This window comes from Dyadobacter ginsengisoli DSM 21015, assembly GCF_059568735.1.
This window is the reverse complement of the sequence record NZ_JCANTY010000001.1, coordinates 1,674,031-1,693,235: the sequence shown is the minus strand read 5'-3', so window position 1 is coordinate 1,693,235 and position 19,205 is coordinate 1,674,031. Positions and strand designations below refer to the sequence as shown.

Sequence of the window (19,205 nt, the reverse complement as noted above, 5' to 3'; positions counted from 1 at the left end):
ACGCATCGATTTCCTCAAAACCACATCACACAAGCTATTTTCGGAAATTCGGTTACCTAATTTAGAAAATCAGATAGGTAACCGAAACGGTAACCGAATCGGATAGGTTACTTTGATCAGGAATGACTCAGAAATTTTGAAACAAGCTGATTTTCAGAACAATTTAAAACAAAAAAGCGCCTTTTGAGGCGCTTTCAGTGATCCCGCTGGGATTACAAAAAACCGCGTTTTCGGCGTAATTTCGAAGCTTTTTAGAAATGGGGTTCCATAAAGGGTCCCACGAAATTTGACTCGTTCTAATTTGTTTTATTCAGCTCTTTGTGCAAAAACAAAATTACTAAATTTTGCAGATTTTGAAAGCTGATTTACAACCAAAGTGTATGAATTGGAAGATCAAATCGAAAGCTTTCAGGAAAGGTATCGGGGATTCTTTGGTGGCCCGATGGAAGATACGACGCTCGAATATGCTTACCAGTATATCGAGGAGACAGGCTTGCTTTCAGGCGTACCTCAGACACTCGAATGGTATTTTGATTGCGAAGCCTTCGCAAAAGACCTGTTCTTGGAAGGCTACTGCGAATACGAAGGGCACTTTATTCTTTTTATTCCACTGGGAAAAAGAGGAAGCAAGTATCAAATGCTGACTATTATTTTTCGATCAAAAACATCAACCGAATGTGTCAATCGATGTTTTTGATTGTTAACATAAAGCAACGAACAATGGACAAGAAGAGCAAGCAATCACAGGAGAGTTCAGTGTTGTTCTCGTATCAATTAGTCACTTTGGCGGATCTGGAAAAATTTATGGAACAAATGCTCTCCGAAATGAGAAGGTTGCTTGCAGGCGGAGGCACTTAGCAATCCAAGCAGTGGCTCAAATCCCGAGCGGTTAGGAAGTTACTTGACGTATGACCTGGCAAGCTACATGCCATGCGAGTAAGCCATCATCTCAGTTTCATGCGGATAGGTGGCGTGATTTATTACGATAGAACCGATATCGATAAGATATTCGAGAAGTTCAAAACCTATGCGGTCAAATGAAGCTGAGAAGAAGCTCAACTGGCTTTGGAGCCCAGTGTCCCCCTGACGAGACACACGTCAGGGTTTATTTTTGCAGCGTGGATCGACTGTTCATGAACTAGATTTGAACGCTGTAATCAGGCAGTAAACTGAGACGGTGTATTTTAAGGAATATATCATGGGCCAGGTCCTGGGAAAGCATTTCGTCTTTGCTATGCTTTTTCAGATAATTTAAAATCGCTGGCTGATATTCCGGCCAGTTTGCGAGAGCCTTCTTTAAACTGTTCATGGCTTAAATATTTGAATTCTATTGCAATATTGCGATAAATTTAAAAGCGGCAATCCAACCCTGGACAGGGCGAATACCTATTGATTGTGATTTAGATTTTTACTTTCCAGAAAACATACAATGTCTCGGTGGCAATTTGTTTACAGCGCTCGTCGTATTTGTCTGATTCTTGCGGAGTACCGTCAAATAATTTGGGGTCATCATACGGAATAGCGATCCGCGCGGTTGCACCTTTTACAGCCGGACAAGCCTTGTCGGCTTGCGAACAGGTCATGATCGCACAGAAGTTACTTTGAGGATTGCTGCTGTCGTCATATTTTTTTGAGAATCCTTTGAGAGGCTCTGTATCAGAAGCATAGCTTACATGATAGACAGGGTTTTTACCTTCTGAGGTTTTGGTTATGTCAAATCCGGCCCTTTCACAGGCAGCGACCGCCCGCTCATTGAATGCGCTGGTTTCCGTGCCGCCGGAATAAGTCTTCACATTAGGGACATCATAGTAAGCGGCGGCTGCTGCAGCCCAAATTTGTCCGAAATGGCTGCGTCTGGAATTGTGGGTGCAGATATAGGTCAGCTGTACTGGTTGGCCGGCATCCGCCTGCTTTTGGATGTACTGGGTAATCTTGTCAAGCTCTTCTTTTCGGTCCTGGGGTATCTGTGAAAAGTTACCTTTGACTGTATTAATATAGGAGGCCAGCTTCGGATTAAGGGATTTTTTACTGGTGGTGCTTTCGCGTGGCATAATCGGGACAGTGCTTAGAAAGGTTATTATCAATAAATGGATCAGGTACATATTCAACTCTTTTTAGGGGTATTTAAATTCAATCGTAAAGATACGATTAGTATTTATCGGACAAGAAAAAATTTAATCATACCGCGCTTCATGGATGTTACAGATTGAAAAAGTTTTCAAAAAAACCAATCGTAATATTGCAATTGACAAACCGGTCTTTATATTTGCGTCATGGGAGTCACCAAAACCGAAATATTCACCGAGCAGCAGAACCGTATTGCGGATCTGGCCAAGGCATTCTCGCATCCGGCCAGAGTTGCGATTCTGCAACTCTTGATTGCAAGGAAAGCCTGTGTTTGTGGTGATCTGGTCGATGAGCTCGAACTTGCGCAGGCAACAGTTTCCCAGCATTTGAAAGAGCTAAAACGGATCGGGATTATTCACGGTGAAATCAATCCGCCGCGGGTATGCTATTGCATCAATCCCCTCGTGTGGGAAGAAGCACAAAAGACGTTTGGCTCGTTGCTGGACAGTTTTGCCCTTGCTACAACCTGCTGTAATTAAGCAGGGTATTTTTTTGAATATATTAATCGTAATATTACATTTAACCAATGAAAACCATGAGCCAATTAAATCCAATGACCTGGGGGGAATTTAAAAGCACTTTGGAACAAAATCCAGATTTGCACCTGCAATTCCAATATGAAGAAGGCAAGTTTGTGGATAGTTCTTACCACATTACCGAGATCAAACGAGCGCCGATCGTTTCGGTAGATTGTGGCGGGGTAATGAATAACTGGACAGAGATTATCGTGCAGCTTTGGGAGCCTTCGGTGAAGGAGGTGGACCGTTCCATGAAGGTCGGTAAAGCACTTAAAATTGTCAATCTGGTTGAAAAAACGCTTCCTTTGGATCCGAATGCAACCGTGAAGATAGAATTCGGGAATTCAAAGTTTGATACGCGGCAAATGTATCCTGGTGAGTTTGTTGCCGGAAGCGAAACATTCACAGTCAACCTGGTTCCGGACTTCACCCAATGCAAGGCGCTCAGCCGCAACCAGAGCTGCGGCACAACAGCAGCAGAATCATCATGCTGCGCGCTTGCCCCTGTCAAACAGGAGCTGGAATTAGTCGCTTGTGAGGCGGCGTGCTGCGAGCCTGGCTCAGGATGTTGTTAATCAAATTAAAGAATTATGAGTATTCAAATCGATAATGCCAGGCCGGAAGAAAAAGAATTGGTGGTCAGCCTACTAAAAGAAGCGAACCTACTTACCGAAGATTTACCGGATGGCCTGCGCAATTTTCTTTTGGCAAAACAGGACGGAGTGCTTGTGGGCGTCGCCGGCCTTGAACTGTTTGGGTTCGTTGGGCTGTTGCGCTCAGTCGCTGTTATTCCAACTCACAAGGGCAAAGGTATTGCCGGGCAGATGGTCGCGCAGCTACTGGCAGGTGCAGACGAACGGGGATTGCGAGAGGTTTATTTGATCACAACCACAGCCGATCGTTACTTTGACCGGTATGGTTTCGCGCCAGTGAACCGCGAGCAAGTGCCAGAAGCAATTCAACAAACCAGGCAATTTAGCGGCCTTTGCCCTTCATCAGCTGTTGTGATGAAACGTATTTTAAAGCACCAAAACGCATGAATACGCCACGGCTTTCTTTTTTGGACCGTTATCTGACTTTATGGATCTTTTTAGCCATGCTTATCGGCGTGTTAATCGGCTATTTCTTGCCAGGTACACCCGATTTCATCAATCAGTTTAATTCAGGGCAGACAAACGTGCCGCTAGCCATTGGCTTGGTTCTGATGATGTACCCGCCCCTGGCGAAAGTGCGCTATGCAGAGCTGCCGAAGGTGTTTAACAACACCAGGATTTTGGGGCTCTCACTGTTTCAAAACTGGATTATCGGCCCATTGCTGATGTTTGGCCTGGCCGTAATCTTCCTTCCCGATAAGCCTGAGTACATGACCGGCCTGATCATGATTGGCATTGCCCGCTGCATCGCCATGGTCATTGTCTGGAATGACCTTGCTAATGGTGACCGCTTGTACGCTGCGGGCCTGGTGGCTTTCAACAGCATTTTTCAGGTCTTATTTTACTCGGTCTATGCCTATGTGTTCGTGACAGTGTTGCCACCGCTTTTTGGCTTAAAAGGATTCGAAGTGAACATCACTATTAGTCAGGTTGCGCAAAGCGTCTTTATCTATCTGGGCATCCCATTTCTGGCCGGTATTATTTCCAGGGTCGTATTGACCAGGCTGTTTGGCAAAGAATGGTACGAGAAAAAATTCCTTCCAGCCATCAGCCCAATCACCTTAGTTGCTTTGCTATTTACCATTGTGGTCATGTTCAGTTTGAAAGGACAGTTGATTGTCAGCATACCCTTTGACGTGCTGCGCATCGCGCTGCCGCTGACGATCTATTTTGCGATCATGTTCTTCTCTGCCTTCTATCTTTCTAAACGTGCGGGCGCGGATTATGCAAAATCTACTTCCCTGGCCTTCACTGCCGCGGGTAACAATTTTGAGCTTGGGATTGCGGTCGCAATAGCGGTATTCGGCATTGATTCGGGGGCAGCCTTCGCTGCTGTGATTGGCCCGCTAATCGAAGTGCCCGTATTGATTCTAATGGTCAATTTCGCGCTCCAACAGCAAAAAAAAATTACTGTTTAACAATTGCAAACCGATTCCTTGATGGGTATTTTCCACGCTGCTCGGATATTGAAGAAGCCGGTCGCCCTCTATGAGCAGGCTTGCAAGAAATTAAACTGCTGCCAGATCACTCATGGAGGTATTTGATCTGATCATTATCGGTGGCGGACAGAGCGCGTTAGCTTGCGGCTACTTTCTGCGCAGGACAACCCTGAAATATATCATCTTGGACGACCAACATCAAGGGGGCGGCGCTTGGCAACACGGCTGGGATTCACTTACGCTGTTTTCACCGGCTGAGCAAAGCTCCCTACCGGGTTGGATCATGCCTAAATCTGGAAGCGGTTTTCCATCAAAACAAGATGTACTTGATTATCTGAACGGCTATCAGGAAAAGTACCAAGTCCATATACGGCATGATACAAAAGTAATCAGCGTCAAAAAGCAGGGCGGCATTTTTACGGTAGAGTCTAACCAGGGAAATTATCAGAGCAGGGCGATTATCTCAGCTACGGGCACTTTTCAAAACCCGTTTGTTCCCGATATTCCGGGAAAGCACTTGTTTACAGGCCAGCAGCTGCATTCATCCCAGTATAAAAACCCGCTCCCTTTCAAAGATAAATCGGTGTTAATAGTCGGCGGGGGAAATTCCGGGGCACAAATCCTGGCCGAAGTATCCAAGGTGGCAACCACCGTATGGGCAACAGCGAAAGAGCCGCAACTCTTACCTGATGACGTGGATGGAAGGGTACTTTTTGATGTGGCATCGGCCAAATATCATGCAATGAAGGAAGGGAGGGAGTTTAATGCAGCCCAATACAACATAGGCAACATAGTCATGGTACCGCCTGTAAAGCAGGCCCGCGACCGCGGTGTGCTCCATGCTCGCGAAACCTTCAAGGAGTTTTATGAACGCGGCGTCATCTGGCACGATGGCAGCAACCAACCATTTGATGTGGTGATCTGGTGTACCGGATTTGGCTTTGCAACAAGGCACCTGAAAGATCTAGGCATCATCAATGAAGATGGAAAAGTCGACTGCGAAGGTACGAAGGCCTTAAAGTTAAACGGGCTCTGGCTGGTAGGTTATGGCAGTTTTACCGGTTTTGCTTCGGCAACATTAATCGGCGTAGGGCGTTCGGCACGTCAGACTGTCAATGAGATTATCGAATACTTAAATAATGATTTATGAGAATTGCCCTTTTTTCAGACATTCACGCCAACCTTCCGGCATTGGAAGCATTTTTTGATGATGTCGAGGCCAGGGACACCGATGCTATTTATTGTCTGGGAGATCTGGTCGGTTATAACATCTGGCCCAATGAAGTAATCGACCACATCAAAAGGCGTGGTATCCCTACCATTGCTGGCAATTACGACTTTGGAATCGGAAGAAGCAGCGATGATTGCGGTTGCGCCTACAAAACAGACGACGAAAAGGAAAATGGTAAAGTGTCGATTGCCTACACAAACGATATAGTCAACGAACAGCAACGGAACTATCTAAGAACGCTACCAGCACACATCCGCCTGGACTTTCAACGCAACGATAAGCCGCTGTCTGTGCTGCTGGTACATGGCAGTCCACGCCGGATCAACGAGTACTTGTTTGAAGACCGGGACGAAAAAAGTATGCTACGGATCATGGAGCAGGCCGGTGCAGATGTAATGCTTTTTGGCCATACCCACAAACCCTACCATAGGATCATCGGCTCCGTCGATCCGGACGGCACAGATCATTTCCGGCATGCGATCAATATTGGGTCAGTTGGTAAACCAAAGGACGGTGACCCAAGAGGTGGTTATGTAATCCTGCATATCAACGCGGATGCATCCACTTCAATCAAGGAAAGTGTTACCGTTGAATTTATACGCTTTGAGTACGATATTGAAAGAGCGGCCAAGGCGGTGGAAGACAGCGTTCTTCCGGATGCCTATGCGGAATCATTACGTCTGGGAAAATGAAAATAGCACTACTATCTGATATCCATGCTAACCTACCTGCTTTCGAGGCGGTGTTGGAAGACCTGGAAAAACAAAATCCTGATGCTGTCTACTGCCTGGGTGACCTGGTCGGCTATAATGTCTGGCCTAATCAGGTAATAGGCTTGGTCCGTAAACATGGGATTGCTACCATAGCCGGGAACCACATAAAAGTTACTTTCTTCCGAAGGCGATTGCAGCAAAGAAGAAAACAGCGGGTACGCCTATAAGCTGGTTGGGAACAAGGAAAGAGGCTATCTCTTAACACTTCCCAGGCACCTGAGATTAGAATTCCACATTCATGGTCAACAGTTGAACATGCTGCTAGTTCATTGTGGCCCGCGCAGCACGGACCATTCGTTGCTCGGCCGGAGAGAGTTTTGAAATGTTCTCTTCTGAGGGGCCTTTCCACATCATATTCCGGTCTGCATTGGCCGGTTTCATTTCAGGAGGTTTTTTGCCTACCAGCTGAGCCAAATCGAATTCCGGCAAGCCAAAAAGTACAATAAGCAGCAGAATGATCAGCAAGCCAGAACAACGCTAAATGGGTGACAAGCAGCTTCAACGGGTGGATTAATTTAACAACTGAATCAGGGGAGATATCATTAATTACGATTATCTATATACGCATGTCGCATGGATTTGAGCTTTTCAAGTATTTGCATTTTACTATTACGGAACATGCTGCGCGGCGGGGTGGCTAACACTATCCACGGTACTGGTCACGATTTGAGAAAGGTTTCTTTTGAAATGATATAGATGCCCATCACAAGCACAAACCAGCCAAAGGACTTTTTGAGCTTTTCACCGGCTATAAATCTGGAAAGAAAGGACCCGAGAAAGATGCCTCCAACAGAGAGAGAGGTAAATTCGAGCAGAAAGGTCCAATCAATTGCAGTAGTTGAGAGTCCACTCGCAAAGCCAATCAGTGAGTTAGCTGCAATAATCAAAAGTGAGGTTCCAATTGCTATTTTCATAGGTAGTTTCGCCAGTATCACAAATGCGGGTATGATCAGAAATCCTCCCCCCGCGCCTATAACACCGGTGAGCATACCTACCACCCCTCCTTCGAGTCCGATCAGCGGATAGTTGAATTTGGGCTGACCGGTCGCTTCTTGCGGCTCGGATTTGCCCTCTTTGATCATCGAATAAGAGGCAGCCAACATCACCAGAGCGAAAAAGAGCATGATCGCGACATTTTTGGTTACTTCAAAGCCGCCCACAGTGAACAGCGAATCAGGCATCATCGGAACGAAATATTTTCGTGTCAGAAATACGGAGACAAAGGACGGAATTGCAAAAACAAGGGCGGCTTTGTAGTTAACAAGCCCCTTGCGCATAAAATTGAAAGAGCCTGCCAGTGAAGTGATGCCCACAACAAAAAGGGAATATGCCGTTGAAAGCACGGGATTGATACCCATGACGTATACAAGCACCGGCAATGTGAGTATGCTGCCCCCTCCGCCGAGCAGCCCCAGGCTTAGCCCGATTAATATCGAGGCGGAAAATCCCAAAACGTCTGTGGAGTTCATGTTTTGATGAGATTATTGAATTAATTACCCTGTAAAAGTACCTGCCGCAAAAGCCCTGGTCAGTGATAAATGTTACACATGAAAAATTACATCACTGTTTTTTGGGTTTATTTCTCTTCGAACGACCCCGTTGTCGGTTCGAAGAAATTGGCAGCAGCGCTTTCGGAGGGCACTGCGGGGCGTACCGGGTTTAAAGCACACCAATGCAAGATCATTGAGTGCAGAGTGACAATAAAAAGGGACAGGTCTCACGTTCCCTGTCCCCTGATGGTTTCTGATCTCAGTGGGGTAACTGCTCCCTGAAACGTCCGTACACCCAGGTTCCTGCCACAGCGCTTAGTAAGGTCACCATTACTACAGTGGCTCCCAGGCCAATCTGTGCGAATAAAGGACCTGGGCAAGCGCCGGTAAGTCCCCAGCCCAATCCAAATATGAGCCCGCCGTAAACTTGTCCGCTGCTAAATTTTTTATCCGAGAAAGTGATTTTTTCTCCATGTATGGTCTTGATTTTGAAGGTTTTGATAAGCCATACGGAGAGTATTCCTACCAGCACCGCGCTGCCTATAATCCCATACATGTGGAAAGACTGAAGGCGGAACATTTCCTGTATCCTGAACCAACTGATTACTTCGGCTTTGACAAATACAACACCGAACAATACACCTGTAACCAGATATTTTAAGTTGTAATACCACCGGTGGTTCTGTTGGCTTTCATTAATGCACATCGCGTCAGTCGCGCGGATCTCGTGTTCTTGCTCCCTGCTTATTTCAGATGTGAAGTTGCTCATCTATTACAGCATTAGTTTTTGAAAATTCGAAAAAATGAAATTCTGACAGGTATTAAACGGCGTAATGTGATCAACGTCGAGGCTTTTGACCAATCGAAAACTTTTGCTGAAAACCTCGGCAAGCGAGCTGTGATCATATTGTTTAACGGGCAATCCACTGCACTTTGCCGGTCCGGTCATCGAAAAAGTCCCCAATATGACATTCCCCTCATTGATCGATTGCCCGACGGTCCCGACATACTTTTCGATGTCCTTGTTTTCGGTCAAAAAATGAAAAGTTGCTCTGTCATGCCAGACCCGGTAGGTCCGGGATGGAATAAAATCCAGAACATTGCTGGCAATCCATGTTACCCGGCCGGATAACGGTCCCAGTCGGGCCTTTGCATGATCGATCGCTGTTTGTGAGATATCCAGAACAGTGATGTCGGTATAACCCTCTTGTAACAGGTAGTCAACCAGCATGCTTTCCCCGCCACCAATGTCGATGATGGGATCATTTTTTGGGAGGTGTAAGTCGTCTATCAGGGCCAGGGAGGTATCTGGCCGGCGCTGAGTCCAGCTCATCTGATCGGATTGCTTGGTCCTGTACACATCCTCCCAATATGTTTTCAATTCATCCATGGTGTTACAAGCTGAGTATGATCGGCAATATCCAGTTGGCCATGACAAACCCTCCAATCATGAAAGAGATTGTCGCGACCAGAGAAGGCCATTGTAATGTGGAGAGTCCCATGATGACATGCCCGCTCGTGCATCCACCTGCATAACGTGCCCCAAATCCCACTAGGAACCCTCCGCCGACCATCATGATCAGGCCGGAAGCGGTGAACAGGTTTTCCCAGCTCACAATGTCGGTGGGAATCATCGAAGAAAAGTCCGCTATACCATATACGGCGAGCTCTTTTACCAGATTTTCGTTAACCTTGATGGAAGCGGGATTGGTCAGAAAGTGCGAAGCGACCATCCCTCCCAGAAAAATCCCAAGCACAAATACCAGGTTCCAGGCTTCCTTTTTCCATTCATACTTAAAAAATGGAATTCCGGCGGGAAGGCATGCAGCACAGGCATGCCGCAATGAAGATGATATCCCAAATGACTTGTTTCCAAGAATGAGCAGGGCCGGCACGGTGAGCCCGATAAGCGGCCCTGCGATGTACCAGGGCCACGGCTGTTTGATTACTTCCAGCATGTTAGCGCTTATATTTAGATTTTCTGTTTGAGACTCTCCCAGGACCCGCCGTTATAGACGTCCACCCCGGCAGATTTCAACATGCCTTCGGCCATGCCGCTCCTTGCGCCACTCCGGCAACATGTAATTACGGGTTTGTTTTTCCTGAGCAGCATGTCTGCTTTTGTATTGATCTGATCCAGCGGGATATTGATACTTCCCCGAATATGTCCTGTGGCAAATTCCTGAGGCGAGCGCACGTCGACAATAACCGCTCCTTGCTCTATCAGGGTTTTGTAATCAGCATTCTTGGATCCGAATAATGATGATAAGATTCCCATAAGTTTATTTTTTCGTTTTGGTGGAGATACCCAATATGGAATACAGTGGGCAATAATTCAGCAATGAAGTCAGTAGCAGTACCGTCGCGACCACAATCAATGTGATTCCGAAGATTCCCGAGGTTGCTTTCATTAAGTATAACATCATGGCCGCCAAGAAGACCAGCACGCGGACTATTTTGTCTGTGGTTCCTAAATTTGATTTCATGACATAAGTGATTTAATTGAATCCAAATAGCTATAACATGGTACTCGGGCACACGTAGTTGCTTACCGGTATCAGCCCTGATTCTTTAATGGCTTTAAAGCCTCCCTGAACGTCGATCAGCTTATCGTATCCTCTTGATTTGAGAATGGAGTTGAAAATCATCGAACGGTACCCTCCCGCGCAGTGTACCAGGTAGGTTTTATCTTTGCTGATCTCTGCCAGGTGGTCATTCAGGTAATCCAGCGGCATATTTTCGGAGCCGATCACGTGCTCGGAAAAGTGCTCACTCGCCTTGCGCACATCAAGCACGGTCAGGGAGGGGTCCTGTTTGAGGCGCTCTGCCATTTCGGCGGTCGTTACCGATTCTATGTGATCTGTTTCCTTCCCGGCCTTTTTCCAGGCCTGAAAACCACCTTTGAGGTGGCCGATTGTGTAATCATAGCCAACCCTTGCCAGTCTGGTGACGACCTCTTCTTCTCTGCCCTGGTCGGCAATCACCAGTATTTTCTGTTTGATATCGGGAATCATGGCGCCAACCCAGGGGGCAAAACTTCCGTCAATCCCGATATTGATCGAATTGGGGATGAACCCCTGGGCAAAAATCCGGGCATCGCGGGTATCGAGCATTACCGCATCGGTTTCATTGGCGGCGGCTTCAAAGGCATCCGGGTCGAGGGCGGCGTTTCCGCGTTCGAGCACCGTATCGATACTTTCGTATCCCTTAATGTTCATCATCACGTTTTCGGGGAAATATGCAGGGGGCGGCATCAATCCATCGGTTACTTCCTTTACAAATTCCTGTTCGGTCATATCGGCGCGTAACGCATAATTGAACCGCTTCTGATTGCCCAGTGTATCGGTGGTCTCCTTGCTCATGTTTTTGCCGCAGGCGCTGCCTGCACCGTGGGCCGGATATACAATGATATCATCGGAAAGTGGCATGATCTTGTTACGCAGGGAATGGAACAAATGCCGGGCCAATTTATCCTGGGTAAGGTCCGCTACAACCTTTTGCGCCAGATCGGGACGGCCGACATCTCCGATAAATAATGTATCGCCGGTAAAAATGCCAGTGTGTTTTCCACGTTCATCGGCCAGTAGAAAGCAGGTACTCTCCATCGTATGCCCTGGTGTATGCAGTACTGTGATCGTAGCATTGCCTACTTTCAAAACTTCACCGTCCTGTGCAACATGGGCGGGAAACCCCGGCTTGGCAGTGGGGCCAAATACGATTTGCGCTCCTGTTTTTTCGGCCAGATCAATGTGACCGGAGACAAAATCAGCATGAAAGTGCGTTTCGAGCACGTACTTGATTTGTGCGCCATCTTTTTCAGCCCGTTTGATATATTGCTCCACCTCACGAAGGGGATCGATAACCACTGCTTCGCCGTTACTCTCAATGTAATAGGCGCCCTGGGCCAGGCAGCCGGTATAGATTTGCTCGATTCGCATAGCCTTCCTTGTTTGATTCTTCTTAATGAACAATACAAAGTTCGGAAGGGCAGGCGAGCCGGTCAGTGATATTTGTCACTCAGGGAAATTTTCTCAGAACTTTGATCGTGTTTCTGCCTAAGCGGACCATTCCCCTCTGTTCCATCTTTTTTAAAAGCCGTGAGATAACCTCCCTGGATGAATTCAGATCACTGGCGATTTGCTGGTGGGTGATGGGTATTTCATCATTTTGCAGCAGTTTTTGCTGGTTTTTTAGGTAAAATTCCAGCCTCTCGTCCATGCTCCTGAAAGCAATGCCGTCGACGACCTGCAAAAGTTCTTCAAACCGGGAGCGGTAAGTTTCCAGCACGAAATAGTACCAGCTTTTATAGCTTGTCATCAGCTCGTCCATCAAGGCGATAGGAATGAGTATAGCCCGTGTGGGCTCTACGGCCCTGGCCGAGATCTGGCTTTGTTCTTTTTTTGTCGCGCAAATCATCGACAATGCGCATGCATCGCCAGGGCCTAGCTGGTAAATAAAAAACTCGTTGCCGTCTTGGCCTTCCCGGTATAGCTTCACGCCGCCCTCCACAATCAGCATGGTCGATTTGAAATATTGACCTGGCCGCATCAACTGCTCCTCACTCTCAAAGTCCTTCAGGATGCTGTTTTCGGCCAGTTTCCTGATCAGCTCCGGCTCGAATTGATTAAAAAAGGTTTCCAGATATTGACTTATCGCGGCTTGCTGTGTATGCATGTTCATTTTCTGACGTGATTGGAAATCATGCAAATTTACAAAATCACTACTGCCGGTCTGTGACCAGAGTCACATTGCGACGCAGAACATTCAAAGTAGGTGTTCGTGCAAGGCGATTGTATCTTATTGAGTAATTCGCTGTTTTCGGGAAGAATTCGCGACAAGGCTCGGTTTCCCGGAATGGTGATCACTACTTGGTTCTCTTTATCGGGATAGACACCTGGATGAGCGGCCAATTGTGTTCATTTCGCAATATCCCTGATCATCTTACGCACTTGAAGGCTAGTCATGCTACTCAATCTTGGCGTGGTTTGGGTGAAAATAATGCCTGCGATTTTCTGCTCAGAATCCTGCCATGGGTGTGTCCCAAACAGCCCTGGACTGCTGCTCTCCTGTACATGGCCGTCGGCATCGATTACATCGAGCCAGTTGCCGACACCGTACCGAACCGGCCTTTGTGGCGTAGATGAAAATGGATTGGTGGCATATGGCGTGCCGGTGATTGCTGCGTTTTCGGTCTGGTCGGTCACCATGGTCCCGATAGCGTTTTCACTCAGCACGCGATTGCCGTTATAGGTGCCCCGGTTAACCACCATTTCCAGGAATTTAAGGTAGCCTGCGGCGGTGGTGTGCACGCCGCCTGCGATGATCGGATTGCGAGCAGAGCGATATTCGGCTGTCATTCCACAAGGCCGGGCAATGCGTTCGTCAAACAAATCCTGCCATTTTTTGCCTGACACGATTTCAGCAATCCTCCCGCCGATCTGCATGCCTGCGCTTCCATAGTCGAATTCTGTGCCGGGACGGCTGACAAGCGGGGTGTAAACGGCGATTGAATCGACCGCCTCGGCGAGCGTCATCATTCTTTTGTACTCATATTGCTGTGGTGAATCGCCTCCGAAACCTGCCGTATGCGCAAACAATTGCCGAATGGTCATGCTCCCTTTTTTGTTGGAGGTAAATATCGGTAAAAACTTCCCCACGCTATCGGAAAGTGCGAGCTTGCCTTCGTCGACAAGGCTCATGATCACCGCCACCGAAAGCCATTTGGAGGCCGACGCGATCGGTTTGGAAGTGTGCTCGTCCAGGCCGGCTGCTTTTTGATAAATCAACTTCCCATTCTGCGATACGAGTACTACTACTTGATTATTATAGTCGGCCAGATGCGCGTCTATGAACTTATCTACCTGCTCAAAATTGTAAGTGCCCGGCGTTTCCGGCGTGACTTGGTCGGTGCGGCACGAGCAGAGTATAAAGGCGCACGCGGTCAGAATATTAAGTATTTTCATCATCTGTTTTTTTATGATCTGCGTTTTTTTAATTGCTCTCTAATTTGCTGCTGCTGCTGTTTGAATTGTTTGAACTGGTCGGGATTCAACACCCGTTGCAGTTCTTTTTCCTTCGACGCATTGATCTGCTGATAGGCCTTGAGTTTGGAAAGCCGGCTTCCGCTACCGGCGATTACCGGATCCATTTTGCGGGCGTAACTTAAATTGATGGACGCTACTTGCCCTAGTTGCAGGGAATCGAGTTTCAGCGTTTCTTTCATTCGCTGTGTTTGTAATTGGGCGCGCTCTTCAGCAGAAGTGTCGTTGAGCCGGTTTTGTTGAGCGGACGCGTTCCCTGCAAACAGCAGCACTGCCAGGATAAAAGAGACAGCAACAATTAAATTTTTCATTTGAGCGATTGTTTGATTACAGGCCAAAACAAGCTCGGAAGTCTCATACAAAAAAAGTAAATCAACGGGCGTTAACTAATTTGGTCTCAAATGCAGGAATTTTCCGGTGAGCGCCTCAGCGCGCCGCTAAATGCAATTCAACCGGCGAAGTATGAAGCTCATCGGATAAATCCGGGCATTCAAAGGAGATTTTTCCGGATTTGACCGTTATCGCTTACCATTGCAGATAAATGCATGTGCAATGGAAAATACACTGTCTAAAAAGATCCCTCTGATGGCATTGTTTGCCTGGCTGGGCTACTGGCTCATCTGGGTGCTCATGTTTTCAAATGGACAGCAGGCGCCAGGGGCGGTGTGGGCAGCCACAGTAAATGTGAGCCTACAAGCAGTTATCGTCTACATCAATATGTTGGTTCTGATCCCGTCTTTTCTGGAAAAGCGGAAGTATGTCTTCTATGGTATGCTTTGTTTTATGATACTGATCTTGTTTGCCAAATTGCAATTGACGCTGGTGCCAGCGGATGTGAAAGTGATCCTGAAACGCAACATTCAATACCCCAGGGCATTTCAATTCGCGCGGATCTACCTGTTTTTTATGATTGTACTCATCATTAGTACCGCCTGGAAGTTCGCTATTGACCGGTTCAATTCATTGCAAAGCCAAAACGAGATGGCAAGGAAGCAACTGGAAAGTGAGCTGCAATTGCTGAAAAACCAGATCAACCCCCATTTTTTGTTTAATACCCTCAACAACATTTACACGCTCGCTTACCTGAAAGAGGATAATGCCGCACCCATGATCATGAAGCTCTCCGAGCTGCTTCGGTATATGCTATACCGGTGCCAGGCGCAATGGGTGCCTCTGCAAGACGAAATAATTTTCTTGCGTAATATCGTAGAAATGCAAAAACTCAAATCTGAGATTTTCGAGCAGCATCTGTCTTTTGAAGTAACAGGCATCGGCCCCGGACACCAGATTGCACCACTGTTGCTGCTGACCTTTGTAGAAAATAGCTTCAAACATTCCGACCTGGACATGAATCCGCAGGGATACATTTTCATTAACATGCACGTGGACGAGCAGAATGCGTTATCTTTTTTATGCGTTAACACTAAAAAAACGGCAATAGCCACGGAAAGTGAACCCGGTGGTATAGGTCTTGCGAATGTAAAAAAACGCCTGGAACTCACATATCCTGGCAGACATGAGCTGGAAATCATCGATAATGCCGACACATTTGAAATCCGACTGATTGTGAACCTATGAAAATTACCTGCATGATCATCGACGACGAGACCCTGGCCCGCAAACTGCTCACGGATTATGTCTCCAAAATCCCCGCATTAGATTTGGTAGCAACCTGCGCGAATGCGATTGAAGCCTCGGTAGTGCTGAAAAGCCGGCGGGTCGATCTGCTTTTTCTGGATGTGCAGATGCCTGACGTTAATGGTATCAGCTTCATGCAGACGCTGGGGAAAAGCCAGTTGACTGTATTCACCACAGCTTACACAGAATACGCCGTCAAAAGCTATGAGCTCGATGCACTCGATTACCTGGTTAAGCCGATCGCCTTTGAAAGGTTCTTCCAGGCCGTCGGTAAGGCGATGGATCGTTTGGGAACCCGTAATACTATACGCCAAAATGTCCTGGCTGATAATGAGCAGGATTATATTTTTATCAAATCGGATGCCAAAACCCACAAGGTTACATGGAGCGATATTGACTATCTGGAAGCTTACGGCGAATATGTTCTTATCCACCGCAGCGCCGATCGCCTGATGACGCTTATGCAGCTGGGTAAAATGGAAGAAATATTACCCGCTTCGCAGTTCATGCGGGTGCACCGCTCTTTTATCATTCAGTTTTCAAAGATCGATGCCATTCAGGGCAATTCAATTTGGATTGGTAAAAAAGAAATCCCTGTAAGCCGAACGTATCGCGAGGCGCTGATACAGCGCGTTCAACAGCGGAATATTTCCGGCAATCCTGATTTATAATGCATTCTGAGAGATCATGCGACTTTAATAATCGCAGCAGCAGCACACCCTGAGAAACGGAGGCCTATTTTCGAAAAGCAGTGGTCTGTTCAGGAAGGCAGTATTCAGGTAAACTTCTCAGCCTTCAGGCGCTCTCGCTCATATCTGCTGGTTTTCTTCGTTTGTTGTTGTAACGAGCAGTTCCAACAATTCGTCGATCAGAAGATTATACTTTTTTTCAAACTCTTCTTCATTGAGAATCCCATTATTAAATGCTTGTGAAACCTCATCCAGATCAGACTTGATTCTGTCCAGGTTTTCCTGTTTGAGTCTAGCCATAAACTGAGCGCGACCTAGCCGGTTGGCAAAGTGAATGATCGCAGGGCAAAAAGCGCCGATTGCCAGGATAACTAGTAAGAAAACCAACATCTGATTCAAGCTTCACTTCATGCGAATGGGTTTCGGTATCCAGCAATTATTTTAGAGCGATTTCTTCGCCCAAACTTGCATTTTTCTGACCAAAAGTTTGCGGGGGCATATTGCAACCGCAAACGTGTAAACCCATCATTTGCACTACTTTTGTCTACCAATGTCCACTATGCCTGTATTGTACTTGCGGGAAGCCTGATTGACACAGTGGTCTGATTGGTTTTCGAATCGACTTCAAGGGTCCCCTGGTGCATGTCAATGATTTTCTTCGCGATCGTTAGCCCTAATCCAAAGCCGGGGATCTTGCCTACATTGCTGGCCCGCATCATAGGCATGAAAATGTCCGCCATCTGCTCATTGGGAATGCCCATTCCCTGATCCGTGACAGCAATAGTCATCTGATTATCTGTCAAACCGACATCCAGCGAGATAGTCTTTTTTTCTGAATATTTGCTGGCGTTGTCAAGGATGTTGATCAGCACAGTCCTGAGAAGGATCGAGCTACCCATAACATGGGTAACCTGACTCTTTTCTGTAAAGGCGTCCGATAGCACGAAATTTATTTGCTGATTAGGGTGCTTTTCTCCGAAGTAAGAAATGCTGTCCAGGATGGTATCAACCACGTTTACATCTTGCTGCATTTTAACCGATTGCAGTCCTTCTACTTCTGCGAGTTGAAGCAGTGAGTTGGCCAGATTGATGGCGTCTTCCAGTCGCAGCAACGCTTTTTCCATACTAATGCGAGTATCTGCAAGCTTATGGTCATAAGCGATTGAGGTTTCAAGGATTCCTTTCACAACTGTCAATGGTGTGCGGATCTCGTGCGACGCATACGCGACAAAATGCTTCTGGCTTTTGGCAAGCACTTGCAGTCTTGCCAAAAGCTCATTGAACGAGCCAGCCAAATAAGCCGCTTCGTCAGCCTTGGAAGTGCTTTGGAGCCTAAATGAAAAATCGTTGGCCGAAGTGGGATTCATTTGCTCTATCAGCTGATCAAAAGGCTGCATCGACCTGCGTGCAAACCAGAAACCTGCAAAAGCGACAATGACCAGTAATACGATGTTTCCTACAAACAATATGAACAGAAGGCTGTTGGAGGCCTGCCTGCCGGGTAGGTCGTAGGCGGTCACGACAGATACATAGCGCTGCCCGCCGATGATAAATGAGAGCGCTACTCCTTCCTTAGGCTTGTTCCATGGAGGCGCATCATACGTGAACTGAACTTCTCCCTTTCGCGCCTGAGCCAGCAATCCTTTGGTGAGCTTGTGGTCGTCTGGCCCAGAGGATTTATAAATGACATGATTGGCCGGTCCAAGAATGGTTTCATGCTGATCTGGCAGGGTGAGGTAGCTCGACCTGTGAAATTCGACACGGTTTTGAAAGTACAGCTGTCCGGCCAGCGCTCGCCGCTGCAAACGGTTGCGCATCAGCGACCGGCGATAGGATTCGTAGGTCTGGTAAATGAAAAGTGAAAACAGCAGTAGCAAAGATGCTACCAGGGCGGCAAACCAGATTGTAATCCGCTGCTTGATGCTCATGGTTCGGCCCCTAACATATATCCAACGCCAAATACAGTGTGTAGCAATTTGGGCTCGGTTCGGTCCACCTTCCTTCGCAGATAATTGATATAGACGTCCACCACATTGGTATTGCTGTTAAAATGTACGTCCCAGACATTTTCAAGCAGGTCGATCCGGTTGACGACCCGTCCCTGGTTGAGCATCAGGTATTCCAACAATGCATATTCGCGGGCGGTCAATTCAACCCTTTCGCCACCACGCCACACCCGGTGCGAATCGGTCTCAATAGCCAGGTCCAACAGCTCCAATCGCTTCGGGCGCGGGGCGCGGGCCGGATGTCTTCGGGCCAGCGCCTTCAGGCGAAAGAGCAATTCTTTAAAGGCAAAGGGTTTGGCAAGGTAATCGTCCGCGCCCGCTTCAAAGCCCAATACTTTATTGTCCAGGCTGCCCAGCGCAGTGAGCATGATTACAGGAATGGCCGGCCAGTTTTGCTTGATAAAGCGGCACAGGTCCAGCCCATTGACGCCCGGTAGGTTTACGTCCAGAACCACCACATCAAACCGGTTTTCGTTGACCATAGAGCGCCCGATAACTCCATCGAAAGCGATCGAGACACCAATTCCCTCAGAGACCAGGCCTTTTTGGATGAACTGTGTTAGTTCGACATCATCTTCTACCACTAATACATTCATGTGC

At 47.3% G+C, this 19,205-nt stretch carries 26 protein-coding genes; 10 read left to right on the top strand and 16 right to left on the bottom strand.

What is annotated here, in order from left to right; all coding sequences use genetic code 11:
• The first annotated feature begins 385 nt into the window (after positions 1–385).
• Positions 386–697, top strand: coding sequence for an antirestriction protein ArdA (locus BP71_RS06510; RefSeq protein WP_496377737.1), 312 nt, complete (start codon positions 386–388; stop codon positions 695–697).
• A gap of 441 nt (positions 698–1,138) precedes the next feature.
• On the opposite strand, the gene BP71_RS06505 is transcribed toward BP71_RS06510, so the two are convergent.
• Both BP71_RS06505 and BP71_RS06500 read right to left on the bottom strand, forming a co-directional pair.
• Complete coding sequence (locus BP71_RS06505) at positions 1,139–1,309, bottom strand: hypothetical protein (protein WP_496377736.1); 171 nt, start codon at positions 1,307–1,309, stop codon at positions 1,139–1,141.
• A 91-nt stretch (positions 1,310–1,400) separates the two neighbouring features.
• Entirely contained in the window at positions 1,401–2,051 is a 651-nt protein-coding gene (locus BP71_RS06500; RefSeq protein WP_496377735.1) for a low molecular weight phosphatase family protein, read from the bottom strand.
• Positions 2,052–2,273: 222 nt separating this feature from the next.
• On the opposite strand from BP71_RS06500, the gene BP71_RS06495 reads away from it, so the two are divergent.
• The 7 genes from BP71_RS06495 to BP71_RS06465 all read left to right on the top strand — a co-directional run bounded on the left by BP71_RS06495 (position 2,274) and on the right by BP71_RS06465 (position 6,908).
• The gene (locus BP71_RS06495) at positions 2,274–2,606 is read left to right on the top strand and encodes an ArsR/SmtB family transcription factor (protein WP_496377734.1); all 333 of its coding nucleotides are present in this window, start codon (positions 2,274–2,276) and stop codon (positions 2,604–2,606) included.
• A gap of 56 nt (positions 2,607–2,662) precedes the next feature.
• Positions 2,663–3,220 (top strand): DUF6428 family protein, encoded by a 558-nt coding sequence (locus BP71_RS06490; protein WP_496377733.1) that lies wholly within the window; start codon positions 2,663–2,665, stop codon positions 3,218–3,220.
• A 15-nt stretch (positions 3,221–3,235) separates the two neighbouring features.
• Complete coding sequence (arsN2, locus tag BP71_RS06485) at positions 3,236–3,685, top strand: arsenic resistance N-acetyltransferase ArsN2 (protein ID WP_496377732.1); 450 nt, start codon at positions 3,236–3,238, stop codon at positions 3,683–3,685.
• Positions 3,682–4,716, top strand: coding sequence for an ACR3 family arsenite efflux transporter (gene arsB, locus BP71_RS06480; protein ID WP_496377731.1), 1,035 nt, complete (start codon positions 3,682–3,684; stop codon positions 4,714–4,716). Before arsN2 ends, arsB begins: the two co-directional genes overlap by 4 nt.
• 112 nt (positions 4,717–4,828) lie before the next feature.
• A complete protein-coding gene (locus tag BP71_RS06475; protein ID WP_496377730.1) occupies positions 4,829–5,887 on the top strand; it encodes an ArsO family NAD(P)H-dependent flavin-containing monooxygenase in 1,059 nt (352 codons plus the stop codon).
• Positions 5,884–6,660 carry a metallophosphoesterase family protein gene (locus BP71_RS06470; RefSeq protein WP_496377729.1) on the top strand — a complete coding sequence of 259 codons (777 nt, stop codon included), beginning with the start codon at positions 5,884–5,886 and terminating at the stop codon, positions 6,658–6,660. The genes BP71_RS06475 and BP71_RS06470 overlap by 4 nt, the downstream gene beginning before the upstream one ends.
• Positions 6,657–6,908, top strand: a complete 252-nt coding sequence (locus BP71_RS06465) for a metallophosphoesterase family protein (protein WP_496377728.1) — start codon at positions 6,657–6,659, stop codon at positions 6,906–6,908. The genes BP71_RS06470 and BP71_RS06465 overlap by 4 nt, the downstream gene beginning before the upstream one ends.
• 94 nt (positions 6,909–7,002) lie before the next feature.
• Here BP71_RS06465 and BP71_RS06460 read toward each other — a convergent pair whose 3' ends face one another.
• From BP71_RS06460 to BP71_RS06410, 11 genes are all read right to left on the bottom strand, one after another.
• A complete protein-coding gene (locus BP71_RS06460) occupies positions 7,003–7,206 on the bottom strand; it encodes a hypothetical protein (protein ID WP_496377727.1) in 204 nt (67 codons plus the stop codon).
• A 194-nt stretch (positions 7,207–7,400) separates the two neighbouring features.
• Positions 7,401–8,210 carry a sulfite exporter TauE/SafE family protein gene (locus BP71_RS06455; RefSeq protein ID WP_496377726.1) on the bottom strand — a complete coding sequence of 270 codons (810 nt, stop codon included), beginning with the start codon at positions 8,208–8,210 and terminating at the stop codon, positions 7,401–7,403.
• Positions 8,211–8,490: 280 nt separating this feature from the next.
• Entirely contained in the window at positions 8,491–8,937 is a 447-nt protein-coding gene (locus BP71_RS06450) for a DUF6691 family protein (protein WP_496377755.1), read from the bottom strand.
• Between the two features lie 66 nt (positions 8,938–9,003).
• Positions 9,004–9,621, bottom strand: coding sequence for a class I SAM-dependent methyltransferase (locus BP71_RS06445; RefSeq protein WP_496377725.1), 618 nt, complete (start codon positions 9,619–9,621; stop codon positions 9,004–9,006).
• 4 nt (positions 9,622–9,625) lie between these two features.
• Entirely contained in the window at positions 9,626–10,189 is a 564-nt protein-coding gene (locus BP71_RS06440) for a YeeE/YedE family protein (RefSeq protein ID WP_496377724.1), read from the bottom strand.
• A 14-nt stretch (positions 10,190–10,203) separates the two neighbouring features.
• Positions 10,204–10,509 (bottom strand): rhodanese-like domain-containing protein, encoded by a 306-nt coding sequence (locus BP71_RS06435; RefSeq protein WP_496377723.1) that lies wholly within the window; start codon positions 10,507–10,509, stop codon positions 10,204–10,206.
• Positions 10,510–10,513: 4 nt separating this feature from the next.
• A complete protein-coding gene (locus tag BP71_RS06430; protein ID WP_496377722.1) occupies positions 10,514–10,717 on the bottom strand; it encodes a YgaP family membrane protein in 204 nt (67 codons plus the stop codon).
• Positions 10,718–10,747: 30 nt separating this feature from the next.
• Entirely contained in the window at positions 10,748–12,169 is a 1,422-nt protein-coding gene (locus BP71_RS06425; RefSeq protein ID WP_496377721.1) for an MBL fold metallo-hydrolase, read from the bottom strand.
• Positions 12,170–12,248: 79 nt separating this feature from the next.
• Positions 12,249–12,911, bottom strand: a complete 663-nt coding sequence (locus BP71_RS06420) for a Crp/Fnr family transcriptional regulator (RefSeq protein WP_496377720.1) — start codon at positions 12,909–12,911, stop codon at positions 12,249–12,251.
• Between the two features lie 236 nt (positions 12,912–13,147).
• Positions 13,148–14,194 (bottom strand): serine hydrolase domain-containing protein, encoded by a 1,047-nt coding sequence (locus BP71_RS06415; RefSeq protein WP_496377719.1) that lies wholly within the window; start codon positions 14,192–14,194, stop codon positions 13,148–13,150.
• Between the two features lie 11 nt (positions 14,195–14,205).
• Positions 14,206–14,583 carry a DUF4890 domain-containing protein gene (locus tag BP71_RS06410; protein WP_496377718.1) on the bottom strand — a complete coding sequence of 126 codons (378 nt, stop codon included), beginning with the start codon at positions 14,581–14,583 and terminating at the stop codon, positions 14,206–14,208.
• Positions 14,584–14,824: 241 nt separating this feature from the next.
• Here BP71_RS06410 and BP71_RS06405 point away from each other — a divergent pair, with 241 nt between their 5' ends.
• Complete coding sequence (locus tag BP71_RS06405; protein ID WP_496377717.1) at positions 14,825–15,850, top strand: sensor histidine kinase; 1,026 nt, start codon at positions 14,825–14,827, stop codon at positions 15,848–15,850.
• Complete coding sequence (locus BP71_RS06400) at positions 15,847–16,581, top strand: LytR/AlgR family response regulator transcription factor (protein WP_496377716.1); 735 nt, start codon at positions 15,847–15,849, stop codon at positions 16,579–16,581. Before BP71_RS06405 ends, BP71_RS06400 begins: the two co-directional genes overlap by 4 nt.
• A gap of 138 nt (positions 16,582–16,719) precedes the next feature.
• Here BP71_RS06400 and BP71_RS06395 read toward each other — a convergent pair whose 3' ends face one another.
• The 3 genes from BP71_RS06395 to BP71_RS06385 form a co-directional block, all read right to left on the bottom strand.
• Entirely contained in the window at positions 16,720–16,899 is a 180-nt protein-coding gene (locus tag BP71_RS06395) for a hypothetical protein (RefSeq protein WP_496377715.1), read from the bottom strand.
• A gap of 257 nt (positions 16,900–17,156) precedes the next feature.
• Complete coding sequence (locus BP71_RS06390) at positions 17,157–18,527, bottom strand: sensor histidine kinase (protein WP_496377714.1); 1,371 nt, start codon at positions 18,525–18,527, stop codon at positions 17,157–17,159.
• On the bottom strand, positions 18,524–19,201 hold the full coding sequence (locus tag BP71_RS06385; protein WP_496377713.1) for a response regulator transcription factor: 678 nt from the start codon (positions 19,199–19,201) through the stop codon (positions 18,524–18,526). The genes BP71_RS06390 and BP71_RS06385 overlap by 4 nt, the downstream gene beginning before the upstream one ends.
• Between the last annotated feature and the right edge of the window lie 4 nt (positions 19,202–19,205).